Raw genomic sequence first — 26946 nt, 5'->3', positions numbered from 1 at the left:
TGCGACAATGTAGTCGGTCCTAAAGGTCCACAAAACAGCGATCCGCACGGCGTCCCCAGACTGCAACCGGCGGAACCCCACCGCTCGGCGCGTCCCGACCATAGCACTCGCGGGTCGGCCGCGCGCGCACGCTCAGGTAGGCGACGCACCAGGCGCGAGCGCAGCCTTCACCGTGCGTAGCAGGATCACGAAGTCGCCGAGCAGAGACCAGTTTTCCACGTAGGCCAGGTCCAGGCGGACCGAGTCCTCCCATGACAGAGATGACCGCCCCCCGACCTGCCACGCGCCGGTAATGCCCGGCTTCATCAGGAAGCGGCGATGGACGTGCTCCGCGTACTTCTCTACTTCATGCCGCAGCGGAGGCCGCGGGCCAACCAAAGACATGCTGCCTGCAATGACGTTAAGCAGCTGGGGTAGCTCGTCGAGGCTGTACTTGCGCATGAACCGGCCGACTTTGGTCACCCGGGGATCGTCGGTCATCTTGAAGAGGACCTCATTACCGGCGTCTCGCCGCTCAAGTAGCGACGGAAGGAGCTCTTCAGCGTTGGCCACCATCGAGCGAAACTTGAGCATCTCGAATTCGCGGCCCCTGCGACCGATTCGAACCTGTCGAAATAAGATCGGCCCAGGCCCAGACCATCGCACTGCGACGGCGAGCCCGAGTACTATCGGGCTGATCACGATGATTCCGATCGAGGCGACGATGAGGTCCATCGTTCGCTTCGCGATGCGCTGACCGCGGCTGAACTTCGGTGTCTCGACGTGGATCAGGGGAAGCCCTGCTACCGGACGCGTGTGAATGCGAGGTCCGGCAATATCGACGATGCTCGGTGCCAAGACCAAGTGCTGGTGACCAGCCTCGAGTGCCCATGAGATCTGCTTGACCTTCATCGGTGGCAGGTCGTCGGTGCTGGTAACCGCCACCGTGTCGGCGCCAGTGGCCGCGAGAGCGCGCTCGACGTTGTCGACGCTGCCCATGACCGGAACGGTGGTACCGGGAATGGTGCCCGCAATCTTGCCGGAGGGAACGCACGCACCGACTACTCGATATCCCGCAGTGGGGGAACGATGGAGTTCGCGCGCGATCGCCGCAACCGATTCTTCAGAGCCCACCAGAAGCACTTTCGCCGAGTACTGCCCAAGCCATCGGTGAGCGATCAGCCACTGGCGCCATAGCCAGCGTTCGAGGAGAAGCGTGAAGATTCCGAGAGGGAGAGCGATGAGCAGGTAGCCCCGCGCCACGTCGACGCGGAAGAGAAACGCCAGGATCGCGATAGCGCCGAAGAAGGTAAAGCTTGCCCGAGCAACGCGCACGTACTCGGTGTTGCCGGCGCCAATCACGCGGTGGTCTCGGGAGTCGATGAGCCCGAGTGCCCACATCCAGGCGGCGATCAGAACGCCTGAGAAGAACCAGTACGAGAGCTCGTTGAAGCGCGAGTCTTCCCGAATCGCGACCTGGGCGTTGCCCCAGCCGAACCAGAGGAGCTGGGTGCCGTAGACCACCCAGATGAGAACGAAGAGATCGCTGACCCAGAGGCGGCTGGCATAGTCGCGGCGCCAGGAGCGGCGGCGTTGCCGGGCAGCCTGGGGCGTTTCGGCTCGCTCGTTCCTCGCGTCGTCAACAAGCGGCGGGTCTGCAGGGGTCGCCAAGGCAGCGGCTGCCCGGGCCGGAATATTGGACGGCGACTCCGTTGGCGCGTCGATCTGGGGATTCGACGTCACGATGCCTTCTCGCTTCGCGGTGGGTTTCCCGACCACCACTAGGGGCAGGGTACCAGTCGGCCGTTGCGGGGGAATATACGAGGTCGGCATCCAGATCCTGAGTTGAGGGGAAACGCCATCCCATTATGAGAGACGTCTCATCCTGCCCATGCTCATGTTTCTGCATATGGCTTGCAGACTCAGGATTCGCTCAAGGCCCGACGGCGGAGAATGCGTCGCCTGTCGACACCACGATCTCGTCGCCCGCCGTGTCGATCGCGACAGCGGCGCCAGCATCCGTTCCCTCGGCGCAGCCGATCACGGTTGCGGCAGCCGGGCTAGCGGGCACGACGCGAGAAACTGCCACTCCTGCGCAATCGGGTGAGAGGTGCGCGACGAGGATGTCGGGCGTGTCGACAGACACCGCGAGTGCTCCCTCTGGAGCCAACGCGACCCACTCTTTGCCCGACCACGACCACGCCCGCTGATCGCACACCAGCGCGATCACGTCGCCGAACGCGTGAAGTCCGAACGCGGTCGGACATGGCGCGGGCACCGGACCCGACGGCAGGCGCACCGAACCGGGATCGCGCGGGTCGATGTAGCGCGAAGCGGCGAGCACGTCGGGGTACGAGTCCCAGAACTCGCCACGCGTGTACGTCCGCAGCGCCTGGGGCTCGCAGCCGGCCATTGCGGCCACCAGCTCCGCGTCGCGGGCGGAGAAAGCCTCGAGCGTCTGCACCTGCGTGATGCCGAGGTAGGCCGGCGTCACGTCGGACCAGGTCTTGCCTTGGTCCGACGAGCGCTCGACCAGAGGCGGGACGCCCGAGCACGAGCCCGCCGTGGCACGCCACCAGATCTCCGAACCGATCGCCAGGAAGCGAGTCTGCTCGAGAGTTACGGAGTTCTCGGTGGGCGTCGGGGTCGGCGTCTGGGTTTGCACGCCGAGTGTGAAGGTCGGCACGGGCTCGGCCTCGCCGGCCGCGGATTCCGGGTTCGCGTGCTGCAACGCGGCCCACACGAGCACGAGCACCGCCGCGACGAGCACGGCGATGCCCGCGATCGCGACCCATCTCGCGGCGCCGAGGCGTTGCATCAGGCGCCCGCGTCAGGGAAGAGGATCGTTGCGACCGGGTGCGGTCGACGCCCCGCCCGCCTGGCGGATGATGTCGTCGATCGTGAGCCCGTCGTCGGAACCGCCGGCCTCGTCGGCGGACGCCGGGATCGATCGAGCGGGCGCGGCGGCAGGAGCTGGACGCGCGGCGGGCGCAGCGGGCTTTGCCGGGCGGCCGGCGGGAGCCGCTGGTGCAGCGGTTCGCACGGGGCCAGCCGCCGGACGAGTTGGCGTAGGAGCGGGCGCAGCCTTCGCCTTCTTGACCTTCTTCGCCGGCTTCTCCTCGACGTACCCGTAGCCGTACGTGCCGTACCCGTAGCCGTAGGCGTACGAGTCCGGCCCGCGCGTCGGGACCATCGTAATCGCGATGCCGGCGATGTGCGCGCCGGCGGTGTTCAGCGCGTCGACCGCGCCCGACAGCTGGTGGCGGTTGGTGTGGCCGGCGCTGACCACGAGGATCGCCCCGCTGGTCGCCTTCGCGAGGATCGCGGCATCCGTCACCGGAAGCAGGGGAGGAGCGTCGCAGAGCACGACGTCGACATCCCGCTCGAGGGCCTCGAGCAGCTGGAGCATGCTCTTCGAACCGAGCAGCTCGCTCGGGTTCGGCGGGATCTTGCCGGCGGGCAGCACGTAGAGGCTGCGGTTGCCCCACGGGAGCATCACGTCGGCCAGGCGCGCGCGGCCGATCAGCACGTCGGTGAGGCCGGCGCCACCCTCGATGCCCAGGTACTCGGCGATCTTCGGCTTGCGCAGGTCGGTGTCGAGCAGCGCGACGCGCTTGCCGGCGTCGGCCAGGGCGATGGCGAGGTTGATGGTCGTGGTCGACTTGCCCTCGCTCGGCACGCTCGAGGTGATGACGTACGACGCGCGGCCCTCGTCGGTCTCGAGGAACTGGAGGTTCGTGCGCATCGCGCGGAACGACTCGGCCCGAGGGCTGAGCGGATCGGCGTGCACGATGAGCGGGCGCTCCTTCGCCTTCGGATCGAAGGCGATCGCGCCGATGAGCGGGCGGTCGGTGACCTGCTCCACGTCACGCGGCGTGCGGATGCGCGTGTCGAGCACCGCGCGCAGTACCGCCGTGCCGATGCCGATCGCGAGACCCACCAGCGCACCCAGCGCCAGGTTGAGCGGAACGTTCGGGCTCGACGGGCTGAGCGGCGGCAGCGCGTCCTTCACGCGCTCGACGCGCACGGGGCTCGTGTCGGTGCCGTTCGGCGTCTCGAGCCGCTCGACCACCGACTTGAGCGACGCGCCGAGGGCGTTCGCGACATCGGCCGCCTGCACCGGATCAGCGCCCGTCACGGTGATCGTGATGAGGGTCGTGTTGAGGGCGGCGGATGCCTCGACCTCGGCCGACAGCTCGCTCGCGGTCATGCCGAGCCCGAGCTCGGCGATCACCGGGTTCATCACGATCGGCGTCGTCACGAGATTCGTGTACGTCTGCACGCGCGACTGGGTGAAGTTCGATCCCTGCTGCAGATCCTGGATCGTCGAACCCGACTGGGTCGACACGAAAACCGTGCTCTGCGCCTCGTACTGAGGGGTGCGGGTGAGCGACCATGCGGCGGCGACCCCGATCCCGACCAGGGTGGCGACCACGATGATGACCCAGTTCTTGCGCAGGATCCGGATGTAGTCGGTGAGCTCCATGTCGCCTCTCGCTGGCTGGCAGGTGTGCTCCGAGCATTCTTCCACAGGGCCAGGTCACGGCCCGGAAAGCGTTACGCCACGGCCAGCCGCACCGTGGCGGCGACCGCTGTCACGGCCGGCTCGAGCTGCCGCGCCGACAGCAGGTACGTCTCCCACGGGTGCCGGTACGGGTCGATCACGTCATCGTCTTCCGGGTCTTCCGGAGGCGGAACGAGGCCCCGGTATGACGCGACGACGGATGCTGCCGCCCTGAGCTTCTCGGAGGGGGAGGTGGCAGCATCCGTCGCTGCTCTGATCTCGTCTTCAGGTACGGCCGCGGCGATGCGCGCGAACTCGCGGATCGTGAACGTGGAGCGCAGGCGCGAGGGCGCCAGCTCGGCGATCGCACGGCGATGCGTGCGGGTCATCGCGAGGATCAGGTCGGGCTTCACGAGGTGCTGCTCGGTGAGGAACCGCGACCGGTGCGCGGCCGTGTCGGTCGGCGGCACGCCGAGCGCCTCGGCGATGTGCGCGGCTTCGGGAGTCATCGGTGCGGCGGCGAGGCCACGCGTGCCGGCGCTCGATACGTGCGGTGCCAGGTCGGCCAGGCGAGCACGCAGCAGCTGCTCGGCGAGGGGTGAGCGGCAGATGTTGCCCGTGCACACCGTGAGGATCTCGAACAAGAAGGTGCCTCCACACGGCGGGGTAACGTAGGCGCGTGCCCGACCAGCCTAGCGACGCCGCACCCACGGTCGACCTGTGGTCGCTGCAGCCGCCGGCGGGTTCCTCGGCCGCTGTCGCCGCGGAAGAAGCGCCTATCGAAGAGCAGGCGCCGCGCCGGTCTAGGCGCAGCTCGCACGAGGCCCGCACGGACTGGCGGCTCGGTGGGCGCACCGTCTTCCGGTGGCGCGAGGGCCTGCTGGCGACCGCACTGATCTCGCTCGGCGCCGGTGTGCTGCTCGGGTCGCTCGTGGCGGCGGTGTGGGATTCGCCGTGGGCCGCGGCATCCTCCACCGCCATCGTCTGGATCGGGATGCTGCTGCCCGTCGTGTGGGCCTTCACCCGGTCGCGCCCGATCGGGCTGCTGCGAGTGCGGGCGATCGACGTGCTCTACGGGGTCGTGCTCGGCGCGCTGCTGCGGACGACGCAGGGATGGATCGAGGGACTCGACGGGACGCCGGCCGAGTGGCCGGGCATCGTGCAGGTGGGTGGATCGGTGCCGCTGTGGTCGATGTTGTTCGATGTCGTGGGGCCTGTGATGGTGGCGCCGGTCGTGGAGGAGCTGTTCTTCCGTGCCGTCGTTCTGGTGTCGCTGTACACGGTGCTGCGCCGACCATTCGGCAAGGTCACCGCCGGCCTTGCTGCCGCGCTCGGGTCGACGGCGCTGTTCGTCGTGATACACGGGATCTCCGGCGCCGCGGATGTGAGCGGGGTCGTCTCGCTGTCGCTGCTCGGGGTCGTGTGCGCAGCACTGGTGCTGCTGACGGGCCGCATCTGGGGCGCCGTCTTGGTACACGCCGTCTACAACGCGTCGTACGTTGCGCTCGCGGTGCTCGCGAGCGCAATGACCTAGGTCATTGCGCATTTGGCTCGATTCTGTCCCCCGAAGGGGGGACAAACGCTACAACTTGTTACCTTCTGGAAACTCCGGGCCTCTCATCGAACTCTCAGAATGCGGTAGCGTGTCACGGGTCGGCCCCTCGGGCGAACGTTTGCCGACACGAAAATACCGCCGATGACGCGCACATAACTCGGGAGATCTACGCCATGTTCAAGAAGACTGTCGCCGCGCTCGCCGTGGCAGGCCTGCTCGTCCTCGGAGGCGCTGGGGCAGCCTCCGCTGATTACCCCGCCGGTGTTCCCGGCACCGTCAGTGACACGACGCCGACTGTGGGGCAGTCCGTCACCGTCACGTTCACCGAACTCGGTGACCTCCAGACCGTCTTCTTCTCGGTCACGCCCAGCACGGGCGCCACGCTGGCATCGATCGTCGTCGCCTCGAGCGGCGGCAGCTCGGTCGAGAAGCCTGTCACGAACGGCTCGGCCTCGGCCACGTTCACCGCGCAGACCGCCGGCACCTACGTCGTCAGCGTCTCGGACGGCGAGACCACGATCGGCTCGGTCACGCTGAACGTCGCGGCCGCGGGCTCCGGCTCGGGTGGCACCGGCGGCTCGGGCCAGCTCCCCGCGACCGGTGGCGAGGTCCCCGGCGCGATCATCTGGCTCGGCGTCGGCGCGATCGGCCTCGGCGGCATCGCGGTCGCGGCGGCCGTCGCCCGTCGTCGCGCGGCCGGCAACCGCTGATCACCAACTCCTCGAAGACCCCGGGCTCCCGCCCGGGGTCTTCGTCTTAAGCCGGACACCCGGGAGTGTGATGGTGGAGGAATCGGGCGTGCGCGCATGGAAGCATCCGTGGGCGGCCGTTGCGGTCGCCGCGGTCGGAGCGCTGCTGCTCGCGGTCGCGATCCTGTGGCTGCCGTCTCTGCATTCGGCGCTGCTGCGATGGCCGGCGGTGGTGGTCGGGATCATCGACCTCGTGCTGCTGTCGGCGTCGCTGCTCGTCGCGGTCATCGTCGCCGTGCGGGTGTCGGGAGACCGGTTCGCCGCTGCGGTGGGACTCCGTGGGTTCTCGTGGATCGACCTCGTCGCCGGGTTGGGTGTCGGGCTCGTGGCACGGGGGTTGGTGGAGCTCGTCGCACCCTCCGTCGGCGGGGTGTTCCTGGGGGATGCAGCGGACGCGATCGCGGCGACGATCGTGGCTCTCGCAGGGGCCGTGCTCGTGACTCCCTTAATAGAGGAGCTGTTCTTCCGCGGATTGCTGCAGCGCGCGCTCGGTGATGCCCTCGCGGGAGCGGGGCGGCTCGTCGCGGGTGTGGCGGCTGTGCTGGTCGCGACGGCGATCTTCACCGGACTCCACGTGCTCGCGGCGGGGGAGTTCGTGCCCGTCGGGCTGCTCCTCGGCACCGTGGCCGTGGGACTTGGCTGCGGGTTTCTGACGCTGCTGACCGGAAGGCTCGCCGGAGCCTTGATCGCGCACGTCGTCTTCAACGCGATCGGGGCGGCGCTGCTGCTCTGGTGACGCAGGGGAACGGGTGCCTCGGGTCGCAGCATCCGTTCCGCTTCAGGTGTGCGCTCAGGGGAGCGTCGGTGCGAGCTCCTTGATCCAGGCGGCCAGTTCGGGGCCGAGGTCGTCCCGGTCAAGGGCGAGCTGGATGCTGGACTTCAGGTAGTCGAGGCGGTCGCCGGTGTCGTACCGGCGTCCGCCGAACACGACCCCGAGCACCGGACCGGCGATCTGCTCGTCGCCCGCGAGCACCTCGAGCGCGTCGGTGAGCTGGATCTCGCCGCCCTTGCCCGGTTCGGTGCGCTCGAGCACGTCGAAGATCTCGGGCTTGAGCACGTACCGCCCGATGATGGCGAGATTGCTGGGGGCCTCGTCGGCCGACGGCTTCTCGACGAGGGCGTTGATCTTCACCACGTCGCCTTCGTCGGTCGACTCGACGTCGGCGCATCCGTAGAGATGGATCTGGCCGGGGTCGACCTCCATCAGGGCGACCACGGTGGCGGAGCGCTCGCGCGAGACCTCGATCATGCGCGAGAGCAGGGGGTCGCGGGCATCGATGAGGTCATCGCCGAGCATCACCGCGAACGTCTCGTTGCCGACATGCTTGCGGGCGCGCAGCACGGCGTGACCGAGACCGCGCGGGTCGCCCTGGCGGACGAAGTGCACGTCGGCGAGCGAGCTGGGATGCATGACCCGCTCGAGCTTGGTCAGGTCGCCCTTGCGGTGAAGCGTGTCTTCGAGCTCGGTGACGCGGTCGAAGTGGTTCGCCAACGCGTTCTTGTTGCGACCGATGATGACGAGCACATCGTCGATGCCCGCTGCCACCGCCTCCTCGACGACGTACTGGATGGCGGGCTTGTCGACGACGGGGAGCATCTCCTTCGGCATCGCCTTGGTGGCGGGAAGGAAGCGCGTGCCCAGGCCGGCGGCGGGGTCACAGCTTTGATCGACGGTTCTTTCATGAGAACGACATTAGAGAGGCTCGGTGAACCGGGTGTTACAGATGACATGACCCGTGACAGGTCGCCCAGGGGGCGATGCTCGCGCGCGCATTCCTCGCAGCGCCGAGGGCGGGCGATTTCGACCATTGCGAAGAGGCATTCGAATGTCCGAGGTTGGTGACATGCTTCAGATATGAACATCCTCACCGATCTGCAGGGCCGCCTGAACCGGCTCGCGGCATGGTCGGAGCTGGATGTCGAGGCTGAGGTGCTCCCGTCGAGTGCGGCGCAACTGAGCGATTCGTCGGTGCTCGAGATCCTCGCCGAGGTCGGCGCGATCGCGAACGATGCGGACCGCTTGCAGGCGGTGCTCGCCGGAGTCGCGGCCACGCGATCCTCACGCGACCGCGGGCGCGGCGGACTCGCCGCCGGGCAGGGGTTCTCGACCCCCGAGAAGCTGATCCAGTCGATCACGGGCGGCACCCGGGCCGATGCCGTGCGCCAGGTGCGCGTCGGAACGTCGTTGGTGGAGGGGGCGGATGCTGCGAGCCCCGGCTTCGTTCCTGGGCTCGGGGTGGCGGGGGCGCCGGGTGAGGGACTTCCGGGGCTCGGTGGTGACGATGGCGTCGGCGGGGCTGCCGAGCAGATCGATGCGCCGGTGCGGGTGGTGGCGTGGGATGAGCCGCTCCGGCGAGGCCTTCTCGAGGGGCGGCTGACGACGGCGCAGCATGACGCGATCCAACGTGGGCTCGGCGAGCCTCTGGTGGCGACCGTTGCGCGCGGCGCAGATCGAGTGCCGCGCACCAGCGATGCGCCCACGGGCGACAATGCGCCAGTCGGCGGTGCCGCCGGGGTGCCCGGCGCGGATGGCGATCAGGTGGCGGAGTCCGAGCTCTTCGATCCGGGGGATCCGGCCGAGCAGGCCGCCCGCGACGCGATGGTCCGCGAGGCGTGGATGCTCGCGGCGGAAGCGCTCGCGGCGGAGGCCGCGGGGCTGCCGGTGGAGGAGCTCGCGAAGCGGGCGCGCACGATGCGCGACATGCTCGACCCCATCGGCGCCGAGGAACGGTACGGCCGGCGATTCGGGAACCGCGGATTCAGGATCTGGACGGACTCCGACGGGCAGGACCGCGGCACGATCGTCTTCGATGATGAGATGGGAGCGTTCGTCAGGTCGATGCTGGCCGCGGGGTTGCGTCCGCGGCGAGGCGGCCCTCGCTTCATGACCGATGAAGAACGCGCCGCCGCCGAGAACCTGATCGAGGACCCCCGAACGAATGACCAGCTCGCCTATGACCTGCTGATGGACATCATCCGAGCGGGCGCGCTCGCCGAAGCGAAGAGTGTTTTCGGCTCGCGGCAGCCCGGGGTGCGAATGGTCGTCGTGAAAGACGCCGGTCCCCGCGACCCGTTCGGACGACTCCTCGCCGTTGGGCACGACATGGATGGTGGCTGCGCCTTTCCCGGCTCCGTGATCGACCGCACCGCGTGCGCGAACGGGTTCATCGAGGTCATCGTCGATCCCGAGGGCAACCCGTTCGACCTCGGGCGTGAGGCCCGCATGTACTCGTCGGCGCAGCGGCTGGTGCTCGCCGTTCGTGACGGCGGCTGCGTGTGGCCGGGATGTGACCGGCCGCCGTCGTACTGCGAGGCGCACCACATCGACCATTTCGCCGAGGGTGGCAGCACCGACGTGGATCGCGGTGTGCTGCTCTGTCGGTTCCACCATATGAAGCTGCACAACACCGGGTGGCGCATCACCCGGGACGGCAAGGGGGCGTTCGTGCTGCGCCCACCGGCCGGCGAGGGCGCCCCGGTCGTGCTGGTCTCGAAGGCGGCCTGGAGTTGGGCGTGGGATCCGCCACGACCACCCGACCGAGTCGAATGGCGGCAGCCGCCGGACCTTCCACCAAGACCTGGCAGTCCCCGAGCGTGGGTTCCCGAAACGCAGAGTTCGGCCGAGCGTGCCGGGGGTAGCGGACGGAGATCCGGTACCTGACCAAGGAGGGTCGCGATCCCCGGGAACACGCCATGCGAAGAGGGCGCCGAATGAGGAGGTGCTGATCGCACCCTCGTCTTCGGCGCGCCCGGCGTGGCGACCACGAACCGGGGAGGCCGGCGGGTAGGGCGCCGGTTTGGTCGAGGCATCCGCGTCGCGTACTATTGATCTTTGGTGTCCGGCTCAGCTGACCCGGCGCCGCGAACGTGAGCCCTCCACTGGCGTGTTCCGTCCCTCATCGAGAGACAGAACCACCCCGGAGTGGGATTCACGAACCTCTCCGTTCGAATCAAGAAAGCAGCACTACTGTGACGCGCACTTACACCCCCAAGGCTGGCGAAGCCCAGCGCGAGTGGCTGGTCATCGACGCGACTGACGTCGTCCTCGGCCGCCTCGCCTCGCACGCTGCCGCGCTCCTGCGTGGCAAGCACAAGGCGACCTTCGCCCCCCACATCGACATGGGCGACTTCGTCATCATCATCAACGCCGACAAGGTCGCGCTGACGGGCCAGAAGCTCGAGCAGAAGAAGGCCTACCGTCACTCGGGCTACCCGGGCGGCCTCAAGTCGGTCACCTACGCGGAGCTCCTCGAGAAGAACCCGGTCCGCGCCGTCGAGAAGGCCGTCCGCGGCATGCTCCCGAAGAACAGCCTCGGCGCCAACCAGCTGTCGAAGCTCAAGGTGTACCGCGGTGCCGAGCACCCGCACGCCGCGCAGAAGCCCACCGCGTACGTTTTCGACCAGGTCGCCCAGTAAGCGCCGCACAGAACAGGACACACTGATGGCGAACATCGAAGAAACCCCCACGAGCTACTCCACCGAGTCCACCGTCGACGAGACCGTCGTCGCCGCCGAGCGCCCCGTGCTCTCGGTCTCGGGCGCCGCTGTCGGTCGCCGCAAGCAGGCCATCGCCCGCGTGCGCGTCATCCCCGGCTCGGGCACGATCACGGTCAACGGCCGTGCGTTCGAGGACTACTTCCCGAACAAGCTCCACCAGCAGCTCATCACCGACCCGTTCACGGTCCTCAACCTCACGGGTGCGTACGACGTCATCGTCCGCATCTCGGGTGGCGGCCCCTCGGGCCAGGCCGGCGCGCTCCGCCTCGGCATCGCCCGTGCGCTGAACGAGATCGACGTCGAGAACAACCGCCCGACCCTCAAGAAGGCCGGCTTCCTCTCGCGCGACGCCCGCGTCATCGAGCGCAAGAAGGCCGGTCTCAAGAAGGCCCGCAAGGCGCCGCAGTACTCGAAGCGCTGATCGGCTTCCATCCCGTATGCCGATCTTTGGCACGGACGGGGTGAGGGGGCTGGCCAACGGCCCCCTCACCGCCGATCTCGCACTGTCCCTGGCCCAGGCGACCGCCGTCGTCCTGGGCCAGGGCCGTTCCGCCGAGGCGCGCCGCGCCGCGGGCAAGCGGCTCACCGCCGTCGTCGCCCGCGACCCGCGCGTCTCCGGCGAGTTCCTCTCCGCCGCGGTCGAAGCCGGCCTGGCCTCGTCGGGCGTCGACGTCCTCGACGCCGGCGTGCTCCCGACCCCCGCGGCGGCGTTCCTGATCGCCGACATGGATGCCGACTTCGGCGTCATGGTGTCGGCATCCCACAATCCTGCTCCCGACAACGGCATCAAGATCTTCGCCCGCGGCGGCGTGAAGCTGCCCGACGTCGTCGAAGAGCGCATCGAGGCTGCCATGGCCGGCCCGAAGCTGCAGCCCACCGGTGCTGAGGTAGGCCGCATCCGCCGGTTCGCCGACGCCGAGGACCGCTACGTCGTCCACCTGCTCGCGTCACTCCCGCATCGCCTCGACGGCATCCACGTCGTGCTCGACTGCGCGCACGGCGCGGCATCCGGTGTCTCGCCCGAGACCTTCGCCGATGCCGGCGCCAAAGTCACCGTCATCGGCGCAGACCCCGATGGCTGGAACATCAACGACGGCGTCGGCTCGACGCACCTCGACAAGCTCGCCGAGCACGTGGTGCGCGTCGGTGCCGACGTGGGCATCGCGCACGACGGCGACGCCGACCGCTGCCTCGCGGTCGACGCGACCGGCAAGGTCGTCGACGGCGACCAGATCATGGCCATTCTCGCGGTGTCGATGAAGGGCCGCGGCGAGCTCAAGGACGACACGCTGGTCGCCACCGTGATGAGCAACCTCGGGCTCCACCGCGCGATGTCGACCCACGGCATCCACGTCGAGACCACTGCGGTCGGCGACCGCTACGTGCTCGAGCGCATGAACGAGCAGGGCTTCTCGCTGGGTGGCGAGCAGTCGGGCCACGTCATCATGAGCGATTACGCGACGACCGGCGACGGTCTGCTCACCGGTCTGCACCTGGTCGCCGAGATGGCGCGCACCGGCAAGACGCTGGAAGAGCTCGCGTCGATCATGACCGTGTACCCGCAGGTGCTCGTGAACGTGAAGGACGTCGACCGTACCCGCGCGGCCACCGACGAGGGAGTTCAGGATGCTGTCGCCCGCGCATCCGCAGAGCTCGGCCTCTCGGGGCGCGTGCTGCTGCGCCCGTCGGGCACCGAGCAGCTCGTGCGCGTGATGGTCGAGGCATCCTCCGAAGATGAAGCCCGCCGCCACGCCGACGAGCTCGCCGGCGTCGTACGCGAGCGCCTCTCGCTGTAACTCCAGGCGGGACGACCTCACATCGAACGCGGCGGGCCTTCGGGCCCGCCGCGTTCGTCTCTCCCACCGGCGGTTTTGTCACGGCCCACCACCCTGCGCCGGGGTCGGCGGCGGGGCTAGCCTGGGGGCATCCGAGAGGAGCCAATCGTGGGTGAAGCGATCGTCGTCGGAATCACGGATGCTGCGGTCACGCGTCGAGCGGTCGACTGGGCGGCGCAGCGCGCGGTCGAGAGGCGGCAGCCGATCGAGCTGTTCGCCGTCGTCGGAGGAGCGGTCGGCGCCGTGGGGGAGGACTCCCTCGTCGACGCCGCACTCGCCCAAGCTGTCGAGCTCGCCGAGGCCGAGGCATCCCGCATCGCGTCGACAGGTCTCGACGTGCGCACCCGGGTCGAACGGGGCAACCCGGTCGCGAAGCTGTTGGATGCCTCGACCGACGCCGCGCTGCTGGTCATCGGCAGCGACTACCAGGGGTCGGGATCGCGGGCGCACCGCGGTGCCCACGGCCTCCGCATCGCCGCCGGCGCGCACTCGCCGGTCGTGGTGATCCCGGACTTCGACGTCGCGGACCGCACCGGAGTCGTGGTCGGCGTCGACGGCTCGCCGGTGTCGGAGAAGGCAGTGGCGTTCGCCGCCGCCGAGGCCGACCGGCTCCGCGAGCCGCTCATCGCCGTGGCGGTGTGGACGCCGCTCGAGGTGCCGCGCAACATAGGGGCGTACCCCGTGCAGTACCTCGAGAACATGGAGAAGCTCACGGGCGAGGCGCTCGGGCTCTCGCTCGCCGGACTCGCCTCGCGCTACCCCGATCTGGAGATCGTGCGCCGCGTCGAGCGCGGGTATCCGTCGCACATCATCAACGAGCTCGCGGGCACGGCGCGCCTCGCGGTGGTCGGCTCGCACGGGCGCGGCGCGCTGGCGCGCTTCCTCCTCGGCTCCATCAGCCAGGAAGTGCTCGCGCGCCTCGAGACCGCGACCGCCGTGGTGCGCTGAGCTCGGGGTCGCACCAGGCCTGAGACCGCGACCGGCGTCGTGCGCCGGTGTTGTGCGGTCTCGCGCGGAGAACCAGCAGAGCTCCGTGGGCGATTTGTGAGAGCGCTCTCATCTCGATAGGTTCGAAGAGGGGACTTTCGATCCGGCGCTCACGCACCCGAAACGCAGAGCACGGACGAGTCATGGCGACGGGGTGACCCGTCTGCCGGCCTCCGTGCTCACGTGTGCGCGGATGGGGGGAACGCCCGCGTAGAGAGCGGGGGCGTTGCGCGCGCCTGCGCGGACGATATCTGGGGGACAGAACCATGTCAGGCAACAGGAACAAGCTCGCCACGGTTGCGGCGGCGGCCGCACTGATCGCGGGAGGGCTCGTCGGGGCATCTGCTCTGCCGGCCGTCGCGACCGAGACGGGCGTCGCCTGCTACGCGAACCCGATGGGCGCCGCGACGCCGATCGGGTCGGCGAGCGGCTACAGCATCTTTGTGACGGGCGATGCGATCCTCGCCAACAGCGAGCTGGAGGGGACCCTCGCCGTCGGCGGCGACGCCACGTTCGGCGACCCGCGCGGCTTCGCGGCCGGCCAGTACCCGCTGCTGCAGGGCGGCGTCGGCGGCAGCGCCGACTACGCCGTGCCGACGATCGACGGCGCGCCCAACCGCGTGCTGCTCAACCGTTTCAGCCCGAACCTCGACACCGTGAAGGTCGCGCAGGTCAAGCGGATCCCCGAGGGGTCGGTCTCGGCCGGCGCGAAGATCGTCACGCCGACCGCCGGCTACGCGTTCGGCCCGCAGTTCGGGGGCACCGGCACCACCTATCTCCCGGTCGGCGGCGGCAACATGAGTCCGCAGATCGAGTCGCACGTTCAGCCGTGGAACGGCGGCGCCGGCGCGGAGAGCTTCGCCACCGAGCTCGACGCGTTCGACGACTATTTCGCCGCCGACGAGGGCGCGGCGCTGCTGGCGCAGGAGGGCATCTGGCGCTCGCCGCAGGTGATCCCCGGCGGCGAGACCCGCATCGTGCTCGACCCCGCCGGACCCAACCGCGTCACGCTGGGGCAGATCGACGGGGCGGCGAAGTTCCGGCTCGAGGGGTACAGCGCGACGTCGCCGCTCGTCGTGAAGGTGGAGCCCACCGACCTCATCGACGGCGTGCTCACGGTGCCGTCGGAACTGAACGCCGGCAAGAACGCGCCGGGCAACGCGGCCCTGGGGTACGTGCTGTGGGATCTGTCGTCGATCGCAGGCGACGTCGAGATCGTCTCGTTCAACGAACCGGTGCGTGGTGCGATCTACGCACCTGTGGCGCACGTGATCTTCCCGGCCGAGAGCGCGGGCGGTCGTGAGTTCGAAGGGCAGCTGGTCGCGGCATCCTTCACGGCGCTCAATGGCGGCAAGGAGCTGCACACCAACCTTTTCCTCGGCATGCTGCCGTGCGTCGAGGGCACCCAGCCCGGCGTACCGGGCACGGAGGAGCCCGGCACGGAGGAGCCTGGGACGGAGGAGCCCGGCACGGACAAGCCGGGTACGGACGAGCCGGGTACGGACGAGCCGGGTACGGACGAGCCTGGCACGGACGAGCCTGGCACGGATCAGCCGGGCACCGAGCAACCCAGGACGGAGGAGCCCGACGCCGCCCAGCCGGCCGTGGAGACGCCGGCCGCCCTCGCGGTGACCGGTGCCACAGCGCCATGGGCGTTCGGCGGTGCGGCCGCCGTGCTGGCAATCGCCGGCGGGGTGCTCCTGTGGCTCGCCCGTCGCCGCAGAGCGGCCTGATCTGACGTACGTCAGCGGCGCTCATGCATCGGCGGGGCGCCGCTGTCGTTCATGCCCCGCGCGCACCGGCAGCGCCGATCGAGGGCGAGCCCCGGGCGGCCGCGGCCCATAGGCTGGGCGTATGTCTGGCAAGACCGGCGGGCGCGCGCGCGTCAGCGACGTCGCCGCCGCCGCGGGCGTCTCGGCGACGACGGTGTCGCATGCGCTGAGTGGCGCGCGGGCGGTGAACGCCGAGACCCGCGAGCGGATCCTCGCCGTCGCCCGTGAGCTCGGATACGTCCCCGATCGGGTGGCCAGCGGACTGCGCCGCCGCCGCACCGGTGTCGTCGGGCTCATCGGCGACGACCTGGCGGCGACCCCGTTCGCGGGCCGCATCATCGAGGGGGCCCGTCGAGCCGGGCTCGAGCGCGACGTGCTGCTGATGGTCGCCGAGAGCGGCGGCGATGCCGAGGCGGAGCGCGACCTCGTCGCGCGCTTCCTCGCCCAGCGGGTCGACGGCCTCTTGATCGCCCGCATGTACCACCAGCGCGTCGAGCAGCCCGACGTCCCAGATGACGTGCCCGTCGTGCTCGTGGACGCGGCGCCTGGGCCCGGCTGGGAGGTCGACGCCGTCGTGCCAGACGAGGCGCAGATCGCGGCTCTCGCCTGCGAGCGGCTCACGCGTGAGGGACACCGCGACATCGCCTACGTCGGGACCACCGACGAGTCCCGCGCCGCTCGCGGCCGCCTCATCGGCGTGCGATCCGCCCTGGGCGACTCGGGGATCGCCCTGGCCGACGGTCGCCTCGACTTCTGCACCTCCGATGCGGCAGGCGGTCGAGAAGCGGGAGGGCGACTCCTCGATCAGATCGTCCCGCCCACAGCCGTCATCTGCTTCAACGACCAGATCGCCATGGGCGTGATGCAGGCCGCAGCGCGGCGCGGCGTCCCCGTCCCGCACGGCATCAGCGTCGTGGGAATCGACGATCTGCATCCGGTCGCCGACGCCCTGGACCCCGGGCTCACCACGGTCGCGCTGCCCCACGACGAGATGGGGAGGTGGGGCATGACCCGCCTGCTCGACCGGATCGACGGGACCGCGCCGCCGGTCGGTGACGGCATCCACCTGCTCCGCGGGTGGCTGGTCGAGCGCGAGTCCGTCGGGGTGCCGCTCGCTCGCTAGGGGCGCTACCGGCGCGATTCCCGTTCGACCGGAGCAACCCGCAACGGGGTGAGGCTGGCGCTCGTGACGGCGACCGGCTCCCGCGTGCCCTCGATCTGCAGCCCTCGCGCGCCGCTCGTCCCGAACGTGGCCATCGTGAGCGCCGCGCGACCGCCGCCCGCGAAGACCTCGATCGAGGAAGCGTCCACGACGATGTCGAGCGCGATGCGCCCATCCTCCGGCTCCACCGCCGCCGTGCGCACCTCGCGGTACGCCTCAGGCATCGGGTCGGCGACGGCGTCGGCATCCCGTGCGACGAACACGGACCGCGCCGCGAAGTCGTAGCCGACCGTCGCGAAGCTGCCGTCCCCCGTGAGGACCTTGACCCGAAGCTCGCCGGCCGGGCTCGCAGCATCCAATCGCAGTCGATACGCGCCCGAGGCGGGCACAGCGACGTCCACGGTCTCGCCGTCGGCGAGCCGCGCATCGGCGAGGTCCTCGGCCTCGCCTTCCAGCGATCCCAGCTCGGCCGCCGGCTCGGAGTGCAGCGTCGCGCGCCCCTCTTCGTCGCTCAGGGTGATCGTGCGCACGAGGGAGTCCGACCCGCCGTGCCAGTCCTCGGTGGGGAACCCGCCGGCGTAAGCCCAGTTGTTCATCCAGCCGATGCCGTACCGCGACGCGAGGCGGTCGTGCTCATCCAGGCGTGGGTCGTCCCACGTGACGGCCGCGTAGTAGTCGGGGCCGTGGTCCAGCCACTGGTGGCCGGCGCCGTCGGAGGTGAAGCGCTCGCCGTCCCACGCGCCCACCCAGTACGCGGTGCCTGTCGTCATCCCCTCCGCGGCGCCGTTCGCGCCCGCGACGAGCACCCACCGCACGTCGTCGGGATCGCCGTCGACCGCCATGGGGAACAGGTCGGGGCACTCCAGGACGCCGAGGTCGGTGGTGACGAAGTCGGAGGAGTAGGTCCAGTCGCGAAGGTTCGGCGAGGTGTAGAACCCGATCCGGTCGTGCTCGGCGAGGGCCATCACCCAGTGCCCGGCCGCGTCATCCCAGAACACGCGTGGATCGCGCCAGTCCGCGACGCCGGGGTTCTCCATCACGGGATTGCCGTCGAACGACTCGAAACGATAGCCGCCGTCGCGCGAGACGAACAGGGACTGCCTCTGCACCCCGTCGACCTGCTGCGTGACGAGCGCGATGACGGCGCCCTCGCCGAACCCTGCGGTGCCGTGTTCATCCACGACCGCCGTGCCGGTCCAGATGTCGCCGAGCCCGTTGGCGTACTTGTCGATCGCGACGCCCTCGTCCTTCCAGTGGACGAGGTCGGTCGAGGTCGCGTGGTACCACGCGGTGCCGTTCCCGTCCGGGTAGTCGGCGTTGTAGAGGTAGTAGTAGTGCCACACGCCGTCCAGGAGGAACGGCTTCTGCGGGTCGTTCATCCAGTCCTTCTCCGGGGTGAGGTGCACTCCCGGGCGGTGCGGAGACCAGTGCGCGGGCCGCTCGAGCCCGTCGGTCGTCGCAGACGGCGAGGGCGCGGCATCCGTCCCGCTCCGTTGCGACAGCGCGACGGCGATCGCCGCCACGAGCACGATCGCGGCCGCCGCTCCGGCGAGCAGGGCGAAGAGGCGCCGCCGGGGCGACGCGGATCGGGTGTTCTGCGTGTGCATTCGGTCTCCTTCTCGGCTCGGAACGGGACGAACGGATGCCTCGGCACGGGGTCGTGCCGAGGCATCCGCTCGACTGTCAGGTCACGGCAGCGGGGTGACCTTGCCGCCGTTGTTGACGTTGATGTTCGCCGGGATGTCGGCGTAGCCGCCGAGCCCGCCGTTGCCGTACGAGTAGTCGACCGCCGACGAGGCGCCGTCGATGTCGATCTTGACGGTCGGCGCGAGAGTGCCGCCGCGGCGGAAGTCGCCCTCCGTGCCGACCGTGTCGATGAACGACTGCACCAGTCCGCCGGGCATCACGTAGTGCGAGTACGCCTGGAAGTGCCCGATCGGCTGATTGTAGTCCGGCGCGAACGGCTGTCCGCCCGCGAAGTTCAGGTTCGTCGGGTTGCCCAGCGCCAGGCCCGAGCCGGAGTTCATGGGCTGGTAGTCGCTGCGGATGCCGTCGCCGACGAACCCGTAGACGCCCTCGGGGCCGTCGATGCCGTTCGCGAACGTGCCGCGGTGGCTGATGGTGAAGAGGTAGTACTTGCCGTCCTTCATGTAGATCTGCGGACGCTCGGTCTGGTCGGTGACGCAGTTCGCCGACAGGATGGGCGGCAGGAACTCCCACTCGGTGAGGTCCTTGTTCTTCGCCTTCGCGAGACCGACGTTGCCGATCTGGTACGTGGCGCCCGAGGCGTTCACCTGGTCGACCGTCTCTGCGAAGGGATCTCCCTCGCGGTAGCCGAGGTCCTCTTCGTCGCACGTCGCGGTCTCGCGGGGCATGGCGGAGTTGCCCTCGAAGACCATGTAGGTCTCACCGGGGTGGGCCGGGTCCTCGAACGTGAACGGGTCGCGGAAGTTGAAGAACTCGTTCTGCGCACCGGTCTGGTAGTACGTGCCATCGGCCTGCAGCAGGTCGGTGACCTTGTCGAACCCGGTCAGCTTCACGCCGTTCTTGTTGGCGTGCACCTTGCCGACGCTCAGTGCGATGCGCGGGTCGTAGGGCTTGCGGTTGCTGCCGTCCTCGTTGCGGTAGAACGCGACGTCCGTGAAGAACAGCTTGATCTCGCCGCCCTTCGAGATGCGCGCCGAACCCGACCACTGGGTCTGGTGGCTGTACGACTGGTCGGGGAAGATCTTGCCGGTCACGCCCTCATCGAAGACGAGGCCGCCATACGTCCAGCCGCCGTTCGCCGGACGCTCATCGGCGGGGACGCCGGCGGGGCGGTAGAAGTAGCCGATCTTCGCGAACACGTGGCGCTCGTCGAACACGAGGTTGCGGTCGGCCACGAGCGAGAAGATGATCTCCTGGCCGTTGACGCTGTACTGGTTGGCGTCCTCATCGGTCAGCGGCCACGAGTCCCAGACCCACACCTGCTCGTTGCTCATGTCGGGGAAGTCCTGCGAAACCGCGGGCATGGTGAGCTCGGCGGGCATCGAGTTCTGCTTCGAGCCCGCGGAAGGGTCCGACAGGCGCTTGAGCTGCCGGGCGTCTGCGCGAGTCCACTTCGCGGTGAAGTCGTCTTCGGGGGCGTACGCCTGCTGCGAGTGCTCGGTCGACTGGGGCCCGTCCTGCAGCTCGGGCGTCGCCGGCGCGGCCGGGGCCGCGAGGGCTGCCGCGGGCAGGCCGACGAGCACGGAAGCCGCGACCGCCGCGGCGGTGAGGCCGCCGGTCAGGACGCGCCTGACCTTCTTCGGGGGAGTGTGCATTTCTGGTTCGCTCCTTGGATTCTCAGCAATGCAAATCGATTTGCATTGCGAACTCATCGTTGCACGTGCGAGCCGATCATGCACATGTGGATCCAGGTGCATGGACTCCGCCGGAACGTCGCACTTGACGGCTCGCCGTCGCTCGGTCCATAATCGGATCCGCTCGATAAATCGATTTAGCACGAGGGAGTGTCACTGATGGCGAGGGCGCGGATCTCAGACGTGGCGGCAGCGGCCGGCGTCTCGGTGACCACGGTCTCGCTCGTCATGAACGACGTCGAATCGCGCATCTCGGAGGAGACGCGTCAGCGCGTCCGCGAGGCGGCCCGGGCGGTCGGCTACGCTCCGAGTTCGGTGGCCCGGGGGCTTCGCACGCAACGCACGCGCACGGTCGGACTCATCTCCGACCAGATCGCGACGACGCCGTTCGCCGGTCGCATGCTCGCCGGTGCGCAGGACGCCGCACGCGACAACGGCCACCTCGTCTATCTGATCGACACCGGCGGCGACGCCGAGATCGAACGCGAGGCCATCGACGCGCTCACCGCGCAGCAGGTCGACGCGATGATCTACGCGTGCATGTGGCACCGCGTGGTCGACGTCCCGCAGGGCGTCTCGGCGCAGACCGTGATGCTCGACTGCCGCCCGGCGAACGGGGGCTACCGCAGCGTCGTCCCCGACGACCGCGCCGGAGGAGCGGCCGCGGTGCGCGAGCTCGTCGCCGCCGGCCACCGGCGGATCGCCTACATCGACACCGACGACGGCCCCATCGCCTCGAGGCTGCGCCACGAGGGCTATCTCGAGGCGCTCGCAGAGGCCGGGATCCCGGCCGACCCGGCGCTCCACATCACCGGTGACACCTCGGCCCACGGTGGTCGCGCGGCGGCCGAGGTCCTCCTCGATCTCCCCGACGACGAGCGCCCCACCGGCATCTTCTGCTTCAACGACCGCATGGCGGCCGGCGTGTACATCGCAGCGCACCGTCGCGGCCTCGACATCCCGCGCGATCTCTCCGTCGTCGGCTACGACGACCAGCAGCTGATCGCGGCGGAACAGGATCCCCCTCTCACCACCATCGCTCTGCCCCACTACGACATGGGTCGCTGGGCGATGGAGGTCGCGCTCGGCGTCCGCGCGGAAGGGGATGAGGACGCCACGCACCTGATGGAGTGTCCCGTCATCCGACGAGACTCCGTAGGCCCGCCGCCGGCGCAAGTCGCCAAACCGAACCGGCGACGGGCTTCACACACCGAGCGGCCGCCGCAGGCGGCCCCCGATCGGTGACCCACGCGGGCGTGAGTCACCAAGAAAAGGAAACCACAACAATGCGCACAAGGACCCCGATCCTCGTGTCCGCGGGCCTGGTCACGGCGATCGCCCTGACCGGGTGCGGGCAAGCCGGCCAAGGTGACACCACCACCGCGGACGGCCGCACCCAGTTGACGATGTGGACCCACTCGGCGGGCAACCCGGCCGAGCTCGAGGTTTACGAGCAGATCATCTCCGACTTCAACGCGTCGCAGGACGACTACGAGGTCGTGCACGAGTCGTTCCCGCAGGGCGCCTACAACGACGCGATCGTCGCGGCCGCGGCATCCGGCGATCTTCCGTGCCTTCTCGACCTCGACGGTCCGATCATGCCGAACTGGGCCTGGGCGGGCTACCTGCAGCCGCTCGACCTTCCCACCGAGATCACCGACTCCCTGCTGCCCACGGCCGTCGGCGTGTGGGACGACGAGATCTACTCGGCCGGCTACTGGGACGCCGCACTCGGCATCTTCGCCCGCAAATCGGTGCTCGACGCCAACGGCATCCGCATCCCGACCGTCGAGGAGCCGTGGACCGCGGACGAGTTCGACGCGGCGCTCGCCACGCTGAAGGACGCCGGCTACGAGACACCGATCGACATCGGGGCGGAGGACACCGGGGAGTGGTGGCCGTACGCCTACTCGCCGTTCCTGCAGAGCTTCGGCGGCGACCTCATCGATCGCGACACCATGCTGTCGGCCGACGGCGCCCTCAACGGACCCGAGGCGGTCGCGTGGGGCGACTGGTTCGCGGGCCTCTTCGCCGACGGCTACGCCGGCAACAGCGGCACCGTGGGCAACCAGGAGTTCATCGACGACGAGGTGGCGCTCAGCTACACCGGCGTGTGGAACGCGGTGGCCGCGCTCGACGAGGTCGGCGACGACCTGCTGATCCTGCCCCCGCCGGACCTCGGCAATGGCCCCAGGATCGGCGGCGGCTCGTGGCAGTGGGCGATCTCGTCCGAATGCGACGACGCCGACGGCGCGCGTGCGTACCTCGAGTTCAGCTTCCAGGACAAGTACATCACCGAGTTCGCCGACAAGCAGGTCGTCATTCCCGCGACGGATGCCGCCGCCCAGGCGTCGGAGTACTTCGGCGATGACGGCGCCCTGCGCCCGTTCGTCGAGTTCTCGCAGAAGTACGCGGTGCTGCGCCCCGAGACGCCCGCGTACGCGGTCATCTCGACGACGTTCGAGACGGCGGCGAAGGACATCATGAACGGCGCCGACGTCCAGGAGACGCTCGACCGCGCCGTCTCTGAGATCGACGCCAACATCGAGTCGAACGACGGCTACGGCTTCCAGTGATCCACCGTGCCGGCGAGGGCCTCGAGCCCTCGCCGGCGCACTCCCCGAGAGATCTGTCATGACTGTCACTCCTCCGACGGTCGCCGCCGAAGAGCCTCGGCGCGCCTACCGTCGCTTCCGCTCCATCAAGGGTCGCGAGACCTGGGCAGGACTGGGGATGATCGCCCCCGCGGCCGTCCTCCTCGTGCTGTTCCTCGTGATCCCCGTGATCCTCGCCTTCGGGCTGTCCTTCACGAACGCGCGTCTCATCTCGCCGAACCCGCCGCGGTTCGTCGGCTTCGACAACTTCATCCGCGCCTTCACCGCCGACCCGGTGTTCGTGCAGTCGGTCGGCAACACCGCGCTGTTCGCACTCGTCGTGGTGCCGGTGCAGGCGGCGCTCGGACTGCTCCTCGCGGTGCTCGTCAACCGGCGCATGCGCGGCGTGACCGCCTTCCGCGTGATCTTCTTCGTCCCCGTCGTGACCTCGATCGTCGTGGTCTCGATCCTGTGGAAGTTCATGTACCAGAAGGACGGCCTCATCAACGCCATGTTCGATGCGCTCACCTTCGGGGCGTGGTCGAACGTCGACTGGCTGAACGACCCGAAGACGGCCCTCGGCGCGATCATCGTGCTGTCGATCTGGCAGGCCGTCGGGTTCCACATGATCATCTGGCTCGCGGGCCTGCAGACGATCCCCGAGGAGCTCTACGAAGCCGCCAAGATGGACGGCGCGAGCCCGTGGCGCCAGTTCACGAACGTGACGTGGCCAGGCCTCAGGCCCACCATGGTGTTCGTCCTCGTCACGATCACCATCGCCGCCCTCGGACTGTTCGTGCAGGTCGACGTCATGACCCAGGGCGGCCCGGTGAACTCGACCTCGACCATCGTGTTCCACGCCGTGCGCAAGGGCTATGAGCAGCAGGAGATCGGCTACGCCGCGGCGATCTCGCTGATCTTCTTCGTCGCGGTCCTCGCCATCGCGCTCATCCAGCGCCGGCTCACGCGAGAGAAGGACTGACATGACCGCCACCCAGACTCTGACGACGGCACCTGCCGATTCGCGCCGTGCCGTGCGCCCGGCGCCGGCTCGCAGCGAGAAGGCGCAGCGCATCAGGGGCAAGGTGTTCCTCTACATCGCCCTGTCGCTGTTCGGGATCATCTTCCTGTTCCCGCTGGTGTTCATGTTCGTGTCGAGCCTCAAGCCCGACAGCCAGATCCTGCAGGACATCGACTCGCCCGCGGCCTTCCTCCCGGTGGGCGACATCAGCCTCGACAACTACTTCGGGGTGTTCGACCGCGTACCCGTCGCGCAGTTCCTGTTCAACTCGGTGCTCGTGACGGTGCTCACGGTGGGGCTCGGGCTCATCGTGAACTCGATGGCGGGCTTCGCGCTCTCCCGGCTGGCGTGGAAGGGCCGGATCGTCGTGCTCGCGCTGATCATCGCGACGCTGATCGTCCCGTTCGAGACGATCGCGGTGCCGATGGTCTACTGGGTTGCCCAGCTTCCGACGCTCGTGATGGAGGGGGGCGTGCTGAAGTACGACTTCGGATGGCTCAACACGTACGAGGTGCAGATCGTCCCGTTCATCGCGAACGCGTTCTCGATCTTCCTGTTCACGCAGTACTTCTCGACCATCCCGAAGTCGCTCGACGAGGCGGCCCGCATCGACGGCGCGAGCTGGTTCACGATCTACCGGCGCATCCTCGTGCCGCTGTCGGGTCCGGCCTTCGCGACCGTGGCGATCCTCACCTTCCTGCCGGCGTGGAACCAGTACCTCTGGCCCCTCATGGTGGTGCAGAAGGAGGAGCTGCGGCCCGTCATGGTCGGCATGCAGTACTTCTTCCAGCTGAACACCGCGTGGGGCGAGGTGATGGCCTACACCTCGCTCATCACGATCCCGGTGCTCATCGTCTTCCTGGTGTTCCAGCGGGCGTTCGTCAGCAGCATCGCGGCGAGCGGGGTGAAGGGATGACGGATCGGATGCTGCGCCTCGTGGTCATCGGAGAGGCCCTCGTCGACATCGTCCATCGCGCGGATGGCCGTGTCGAAGAGGCGCCCGGCGGCAGCCCCGCCAACACCGCGCTGACGCTGGGACGGCTGGGACGGCGCCCGACGCTGATCACCTGCCTGGCGGAGGACGACCGGGGCGGCCGTGTGCGACGGTGGCTCGGGGAGTCGGATGTCGAGGTGATCGCCGTCGCGTCGGCGCGCACGTCGACGGCCGCCGCCCATCTCGATGTCAGCGGTGCCGCCACGTACGACTTCGACCTCGAGTGGGACCTCGGGGCGGACACCGCCCGCCTCGAGGAACTCGCGAGCGCCGCCGACGTCGTGCACGTCGGCTCCGTCGCCGCGGTGCTCGAACCCGGCGCGGACCATGTCCTCGCGCTCGTGCGATCGGCGCGGGGGAAGGCGATCGTGACGTATGACCCCAACATCCGTCCGTCGCTCGTCGACGACGCGGACCGCGTGCGGCAGCGTGTCGCCGAGGTGGTCGAGCTCGCCGACGTCGTGAAGGCGAGCGACGAAGACCTCCGGTGGCTCCACCCGGAGCGGGAACCCGTGGAAGTCGCCCGGGAGTGGGTCGCTCAGGGCCCGCGACTCGTCGTGGTCACCCTCGGGTCGGAGGGTGCGATCGGCGTGACCGCCGATGGCGAGGTCACCGTGCCCGCCGTCGTGACCGAGGTGGTCGACACGGTCGGCGCCGGCGACACGTTCATGGGCGTGCTCATCGACGGCATCGTCGGCAGCGACGGTCTGCGGGCGTCGCTCGCGACGACGGGTGGCAGCATCCCGTCGTCCGCCGTCGAATCGCTCCTGCAGAGATCCGCGCTCGCCGCGGCGATCACCGTCTCGCGACCGGGGGCCGACCCGCCCCGCCGCGCCGAGCTCGCCGCACCGGCGACGGCTCGGTAGGCCGAACTCCCGCACTCGCTCTCCCCGCCCGCCCGGCGGAGGGGCACACCATCGCGCGATCTCCCGCGCACGACTCTTGAAGGAACTCTCGTGTTCGACCTCCCCGATTCCTGGGTATGGGACTACTGGTTCGCCGACGACGGCGAGCGCTACCACCTCTTCTTCCTCTACGCCTCGCGGGCGCTCCACGACCCAGAAGCCCGCCACTACCGCGCCTCGATCGGGCACGCGGTCTCGACGGACCTCGTCGAGTGGACGCAGGTCGCGGATGCGCTGGTGCGCAGCGACGCCCCCGCTTTCGACGAGCTCGCCACCTGGACCGGATCGGTGGTGCGCCACCCGGATGGAACGTGGTTCATGTTCTACACCGGCGCCACCCTCGCTCCCGGCGGTCAGAACGTCCAGCGGATCGGGTACGCCACCTCGCCCGACCTCTTCACGTGGACGAAGGCCGGCGGGCCGGTGCTCGAGGCGAAGGGGCCGTGGTACGAGAAGCTCTCGAGCGGCGCGTGGCACGACGAGGCCTTCCGCGACCCGTGGGTGTTCGCCGACCCGGACGGGAACGGCTGGCACATGCTGATCACGGCCCGTTCCCCCGAGGGACCGGCGGACGGGCGCGGCGTCATCGGGCACGCCTGGTCGGCGGACCTGCGCGCATGGGAGCTGCGCGAACCGCTCAGCGCGCCCAGCGTCGAGGGTTTCGGGCAGCTCGAGGTGCTGCAGGCCGAGATCGTCGACGGGCGTCCGGTGGTGATCTTCTCGTGCCTGAAGGAGCAGAGTACCGATTCCCGGCGCGCCGCAGCCGCCGGCACCTGGGCGGTTCCGGCGGAGAGCCTGCTCGGACCGTTCGACATCGACGCCGCGTATCCGCTGACCGATGAGGACTTGTACGTCGGGCGCCTGCTGCAGCGCCGTTCGGACGGTCAATGGCTGCTGTTCGCGTTCCGCAACGTCGGCGAGGACGGACGGTTCGTCGGTGGCGTCACCGACCCGATGCCGGTGCGGTGGGACGGCGGGCGGCTCGTCCGCCGTGAGGCGGTGTCCGTCTCCGCCTGACGCTCGAGGCCGGGGCTTCGCGGACGAGCCCCGG

At 69.4% G+C, this 26946-nt stretch carries 24 protein-coding genes; 16 read left to right on the top strand and 8 right to left on the bottom strand.

The features are described from left to right. Positions 1-132 precede the first annotated feature (132 nt). The 4 genes from ACFVSU_RS15010 to ACFVSU_RS14995 all read right to left on the bottom strand — a co-directional run bounded on the left by ACFVSU_RS15010 (position 133) and on the right by ACFVSU_RS14995 (position 5127). Positions 133-1722 (bottom strand): sugar transferase, encoded by a 1590-nt coding sequence (locus tag ACFVSU_RS15010; RefSeq protein WP_387144432.1) that lies wholly within the window; start codon positions 1720-1722, stop codon positions 133-135. 190 nt (positions 1723-1912) lie between these two features. Continuing rightward, positions 1913-2797 carry a hypothetical protein gene (locus ACFVSU_RS15005; RefSeq protein ID WP_387144428.1) on the bottom strand — a complete coding sequence of 295 codons (885 nt, stop codon included), beginning with the start codon at positions 2795-2797 and terminating at the stop codon, positions 1913-1915. 12 nt (positions 2798-2809) lie between these two features. Beyond that, a complete protein-coding gene (locus ACFVSU_RS15000) occupies positions 2810-4465 on the bottom strand; it encodes a polysaccharide biosynthesis tyrosine autokinase (protein ID WP_387144425.1) in 1656 nt (551 codons plus the stop codon). A 71-nt stretch (positions 4466-4536) separates the two neighbouring features. Beyond that, positions 4537-5127, bottom strand: a complete 591-nt coding sequence (locus ACFVSU_RS14995; protein ID WP_387144422.1) for a low molecular weight phosphatase family protein — start codon at positions 5125-5127, stop codon at positions 4537-4539. Positions 5128-5162: 35 nt separating this feature from the next. On the opposite strand from ACFVSU_RS14995, the gene ACFVSU_RS14990 reads away from it, so the two are divergent. The 3 genes from ACFVSU_RS14990 (at position 5163) to ACFVSU_RS14980 (ending at position 7523) form a co-directional block, all read left to right on the top strand. Then, positions 5163-6017, top strand: a complete 855-nt coding sequence (locus tag ACFVSU_RS14990) for a CPBP family intramembrane glutamic endopeptidase (RefSeq protein WP_387144419.1) — start codon at positions 5163-5165, stop codon at positions 6015-6017. Positions 6018-6211: 194 nt separating this feature from the next. Beyond that, positions 6212-6748, top strand: a complete 537-nt coding sequence (locus ACFVSU_RS14985) for an LPXTG cell wall anchor domain-containing protein (protein WP_387144416.1) — start codon at positions 6212-6214, stop codon at positions 6746-6748. 88 nt (positions 6749-6836) lie between these two features. Further along, positions 6837-7523, top strand: coding sequence for a type II CAAX prenyl endopeptidase Rce1 family protein (locus ACFVSU_RS14980; protein WP_387144412.1), 687 nt, complete (start codon positions 6837-6839; stop codon positions 7521-7523). Between the two features lie 54 nt (positions 7524-7577). Here the strand turns inward: ACFVSU_RS14980 and ACFVSU_RS14975 are convergent, their stop codons facing one another. Together ACFVSU_RS14975 and ACFVSU_RS14970 are read right to left on the bottom strand one after the other, a co-directional pair. Further along, a complete protein-coding gene (locus ACFVSU_RS14975) occupies positions 7578-8396 on the bottom strand; it encodes a UTP--glucose-1-phosphate uridylyltransferase (RefSeq protein ID WP_387144409.1) in 819 nt (272 codons plus the stop codon). 450 nt (positions 8397-8846) lie between these two features. After that, positions 8847-9179, bottom strand: coding sequence for a hypothetical protein (locus ACFVSU_RS14970; RefSeq protein WP_387144406.1), 333 nt, complete (start codon positions 9177-9179; stop codon positions 8847-8849). A 33-nt stretch (positions 9180-9212) separates the two neighbouring features. Between ACFVSU_RS14970 and ACFVSU_RS14965 the strand changes: the two genes are divergently transcribed. The 7 genes from ACFVSU_RS14965 (at position 9213) to ACFVSU_RS14935 (ending at position 17001) form a co-directional block, all read left to right on the top strand. Beyond that, positions 9213-10448, top strand: coding sequence for a DUF222 domain-containing protein (locus ACFVSU_RS14965; RefSeq protein ID WP_387144403.1), 1236 nt, complete (start codon positions 9213-9215; stop codon positions 10446-10448). Between the two features lie 308 nt (positions 10449-10756). Beyond that, the gene (gene rplM, locus ACFVSU_RS14960; protein WP_387144400.1) at positions 10757-11203 is read left to right on the top strand and encodes a 50S ribosomal protein L13; all 447 of its coding nucleotides are present in this window, start codon (positions 10757-10759) and stop codon (positions 11201-11203) included. A gap of 25 nt (positions 11204-11228) precedes the next feature. Beyond that, positions 11229-11705, top strand: a complete 477-nt coding sequence (gene rpsI, locus ACFVSU_RS14955) for a 30S ribosomal protein S9 (RefSeq protein WP_203582317.1) — start codon at positions 11229-11231, stop codon at positions 11703-11705. A 16-nt stretch (positions 11706-11721) separates the two neighbouring features. Further along, a complete protein-coding gene (glmM, locus tag ACFVSU_RS14950) occupies positions 11722-13080 on the top strand; it encodes a phosphoglucosamine mutase (RefSeq protein ID WP_387144397.1) in 1359 nt (452 codons plus the stop codon). A gap of 147 nt (positions 13081-13227) precedes the next feature. Beyond that, complete coding sequence (locus ACFVSU_RS14945; RefSeq protein ID WP_387144394.1) at positions 13228-14067, top strand: universal stress protein; 840 nt, start codon at positions 13228-13230, stop codon at positions 14065-14067. A 305-nt stretch (positions 14068-14372) separates the two neighbouring features. Then, the gene (locus tag ACFVSU_RS14940; RefSeq protein ID WP_387144391.1) at positions 14373-15839 is read left to right on the top strand and encodes a collagen-binding domain-containing protein; all 1467 of its coding nucleotides are present in this window, start codon (positions 14373-14375) and stop codon (positions 15837-15839) included. Between the two features lie 121 nt (positions 15840-15960). Further along, positions 15961-17001 carry a LacI family DNA-binding transcriptional regulator gene (locus tag ACFVSU_RS14935; RefSeq protein ID WP_387144388.1) on the top strand — a complete coding sequence of 347 codons (1041 nt, stop codon included), beginning with the start codon at positions 15961-15963 and terminating at the stop codon, positions 16999-17001. A 5-nt stretch (positions 17002-17006) separates the two neighbouring features. Here the strand turns inward: ACFVSU_RS14935 and ACFVSU_RS14930 are convergent, their stop codons facing one another. Both ACFVSU_RS14930 and ACFVSU_RS14925 read right to left on the bottom strand, forming a co-directional pair. Beyond that, positions 17007-18647, bottom strand: a complete 1641-nt coding sequence (locus tag ACFVSU_RS14930; RefSeq protein ID WP_387144385.1) for a glycoside hydrolase family 32 protein — start codon at positions 18645-18647, stop codon at positions 17007-17009. Positions 18648-18728: 81 nt separating this feature from the next. Next, entirely contained in the window at positions 18729-20342 is a 1614-nt protein-coding gene (locus tag ACFVSU_RS14925; protein ID WP_387144383.1) for a glycoside hydrolase family 68 protein, read from the bottom strand. Positions 20343-20564: 222 nt separating this feature from the next. Between ACFVSU_RS14925 and ACFVSU_RS14920 the strand changes: the two genes are divergently transcribed. The 6 genes from ACFVSU_RS14920 (at position 20565) to ACFVSU_RS14895 (ending at position 26912) form a co-directional block, all read left to right on the top strand. After that, positions 20565-21626, top strand: coding sequence for a LacI family DNA-binding transcriptional regulator (locus ACFVSU_RS14920; RefSeq protein WP_387144380.1), 1062 nt, complete (start codon positions 20565-20567; stop codon positions 21624-21626). A 41-nt stretch (positions 21627-21667) separates the two neighbouring features. Then, positions 21668-22957 carry an extracellular solute-binding protein gene (locus tag ACFVSU_RS14915; RefSeq protein WP_387144377.1) on the top strand — a complete coding sequence of 430 codons (1290 nt, stop codon included), beginning with the start codon at positions 21668-21670 and terminating at the stop codon, positions 22955-22957. Between the two features lie 58 nt (positions 22958-23015). Beyond that, positions 23016-23957 (top strand): carbohydrate ABC transporter permease, encoded by a 942-nt coding sequence (locus tag ACFVSU_RS14910; protein ID WP_082497133.1) that lies wholly within the window; start codon positions 23016-23018, stop codon positions 23955-23957. Position 23958: 1 nt separating this feature from the next. Beyond that, positions 23959-24912, top strand: a complete 954-nt coding sequence (locus ACFVSU_RS14905) for a carbohydrate ABC transporter permease (protein ID WP_387144374.1) — start codon at positions 23959-23961, stop codon at positions 24910-24912. Continuing rightward, a complete protein-coding gene (locus ACFVSU_RS14900) occupies positions 24909-25856 on the top strand; it encodes a carbohydrate kinase (protein ID WP_387144371.1) in 948 nt (315 codons plus the stop codon). The genes ACFVSU_RS14905 and ACFVSU_RS14900 overlap by 4 nt, the downstream gene beginning before the upstream one ends. A gap of 90 nt (positions 25857-25946) precedes the next feature. Continuing rightward, positions 25947-26912 (top strand): family 43 glycosylhydrolase, encoded by a 966-nt coding sequence (locus ACFVSU_RS14895; protein ID WP_387144368.1) that lies wholly within the window; start codon positions 25947-25949, stop codon positions 26910-26912. Positions 26913-26946 lie beyond the last annotated feature (34 nt).

This window comes from Microbacterium sp. NPDC058062 (assembly GCF_042885375.1).
Classification (GTDB): Bacteria; Actinomycetota; Actinomycetes; order Actinomycetales; family Microbacteriaceae; genus Microbacterium; species Microbacterium trichothecenolyticum_C.
This window is presented reverse-complemented; position numbering and strand designations above follow the sequence as displayed.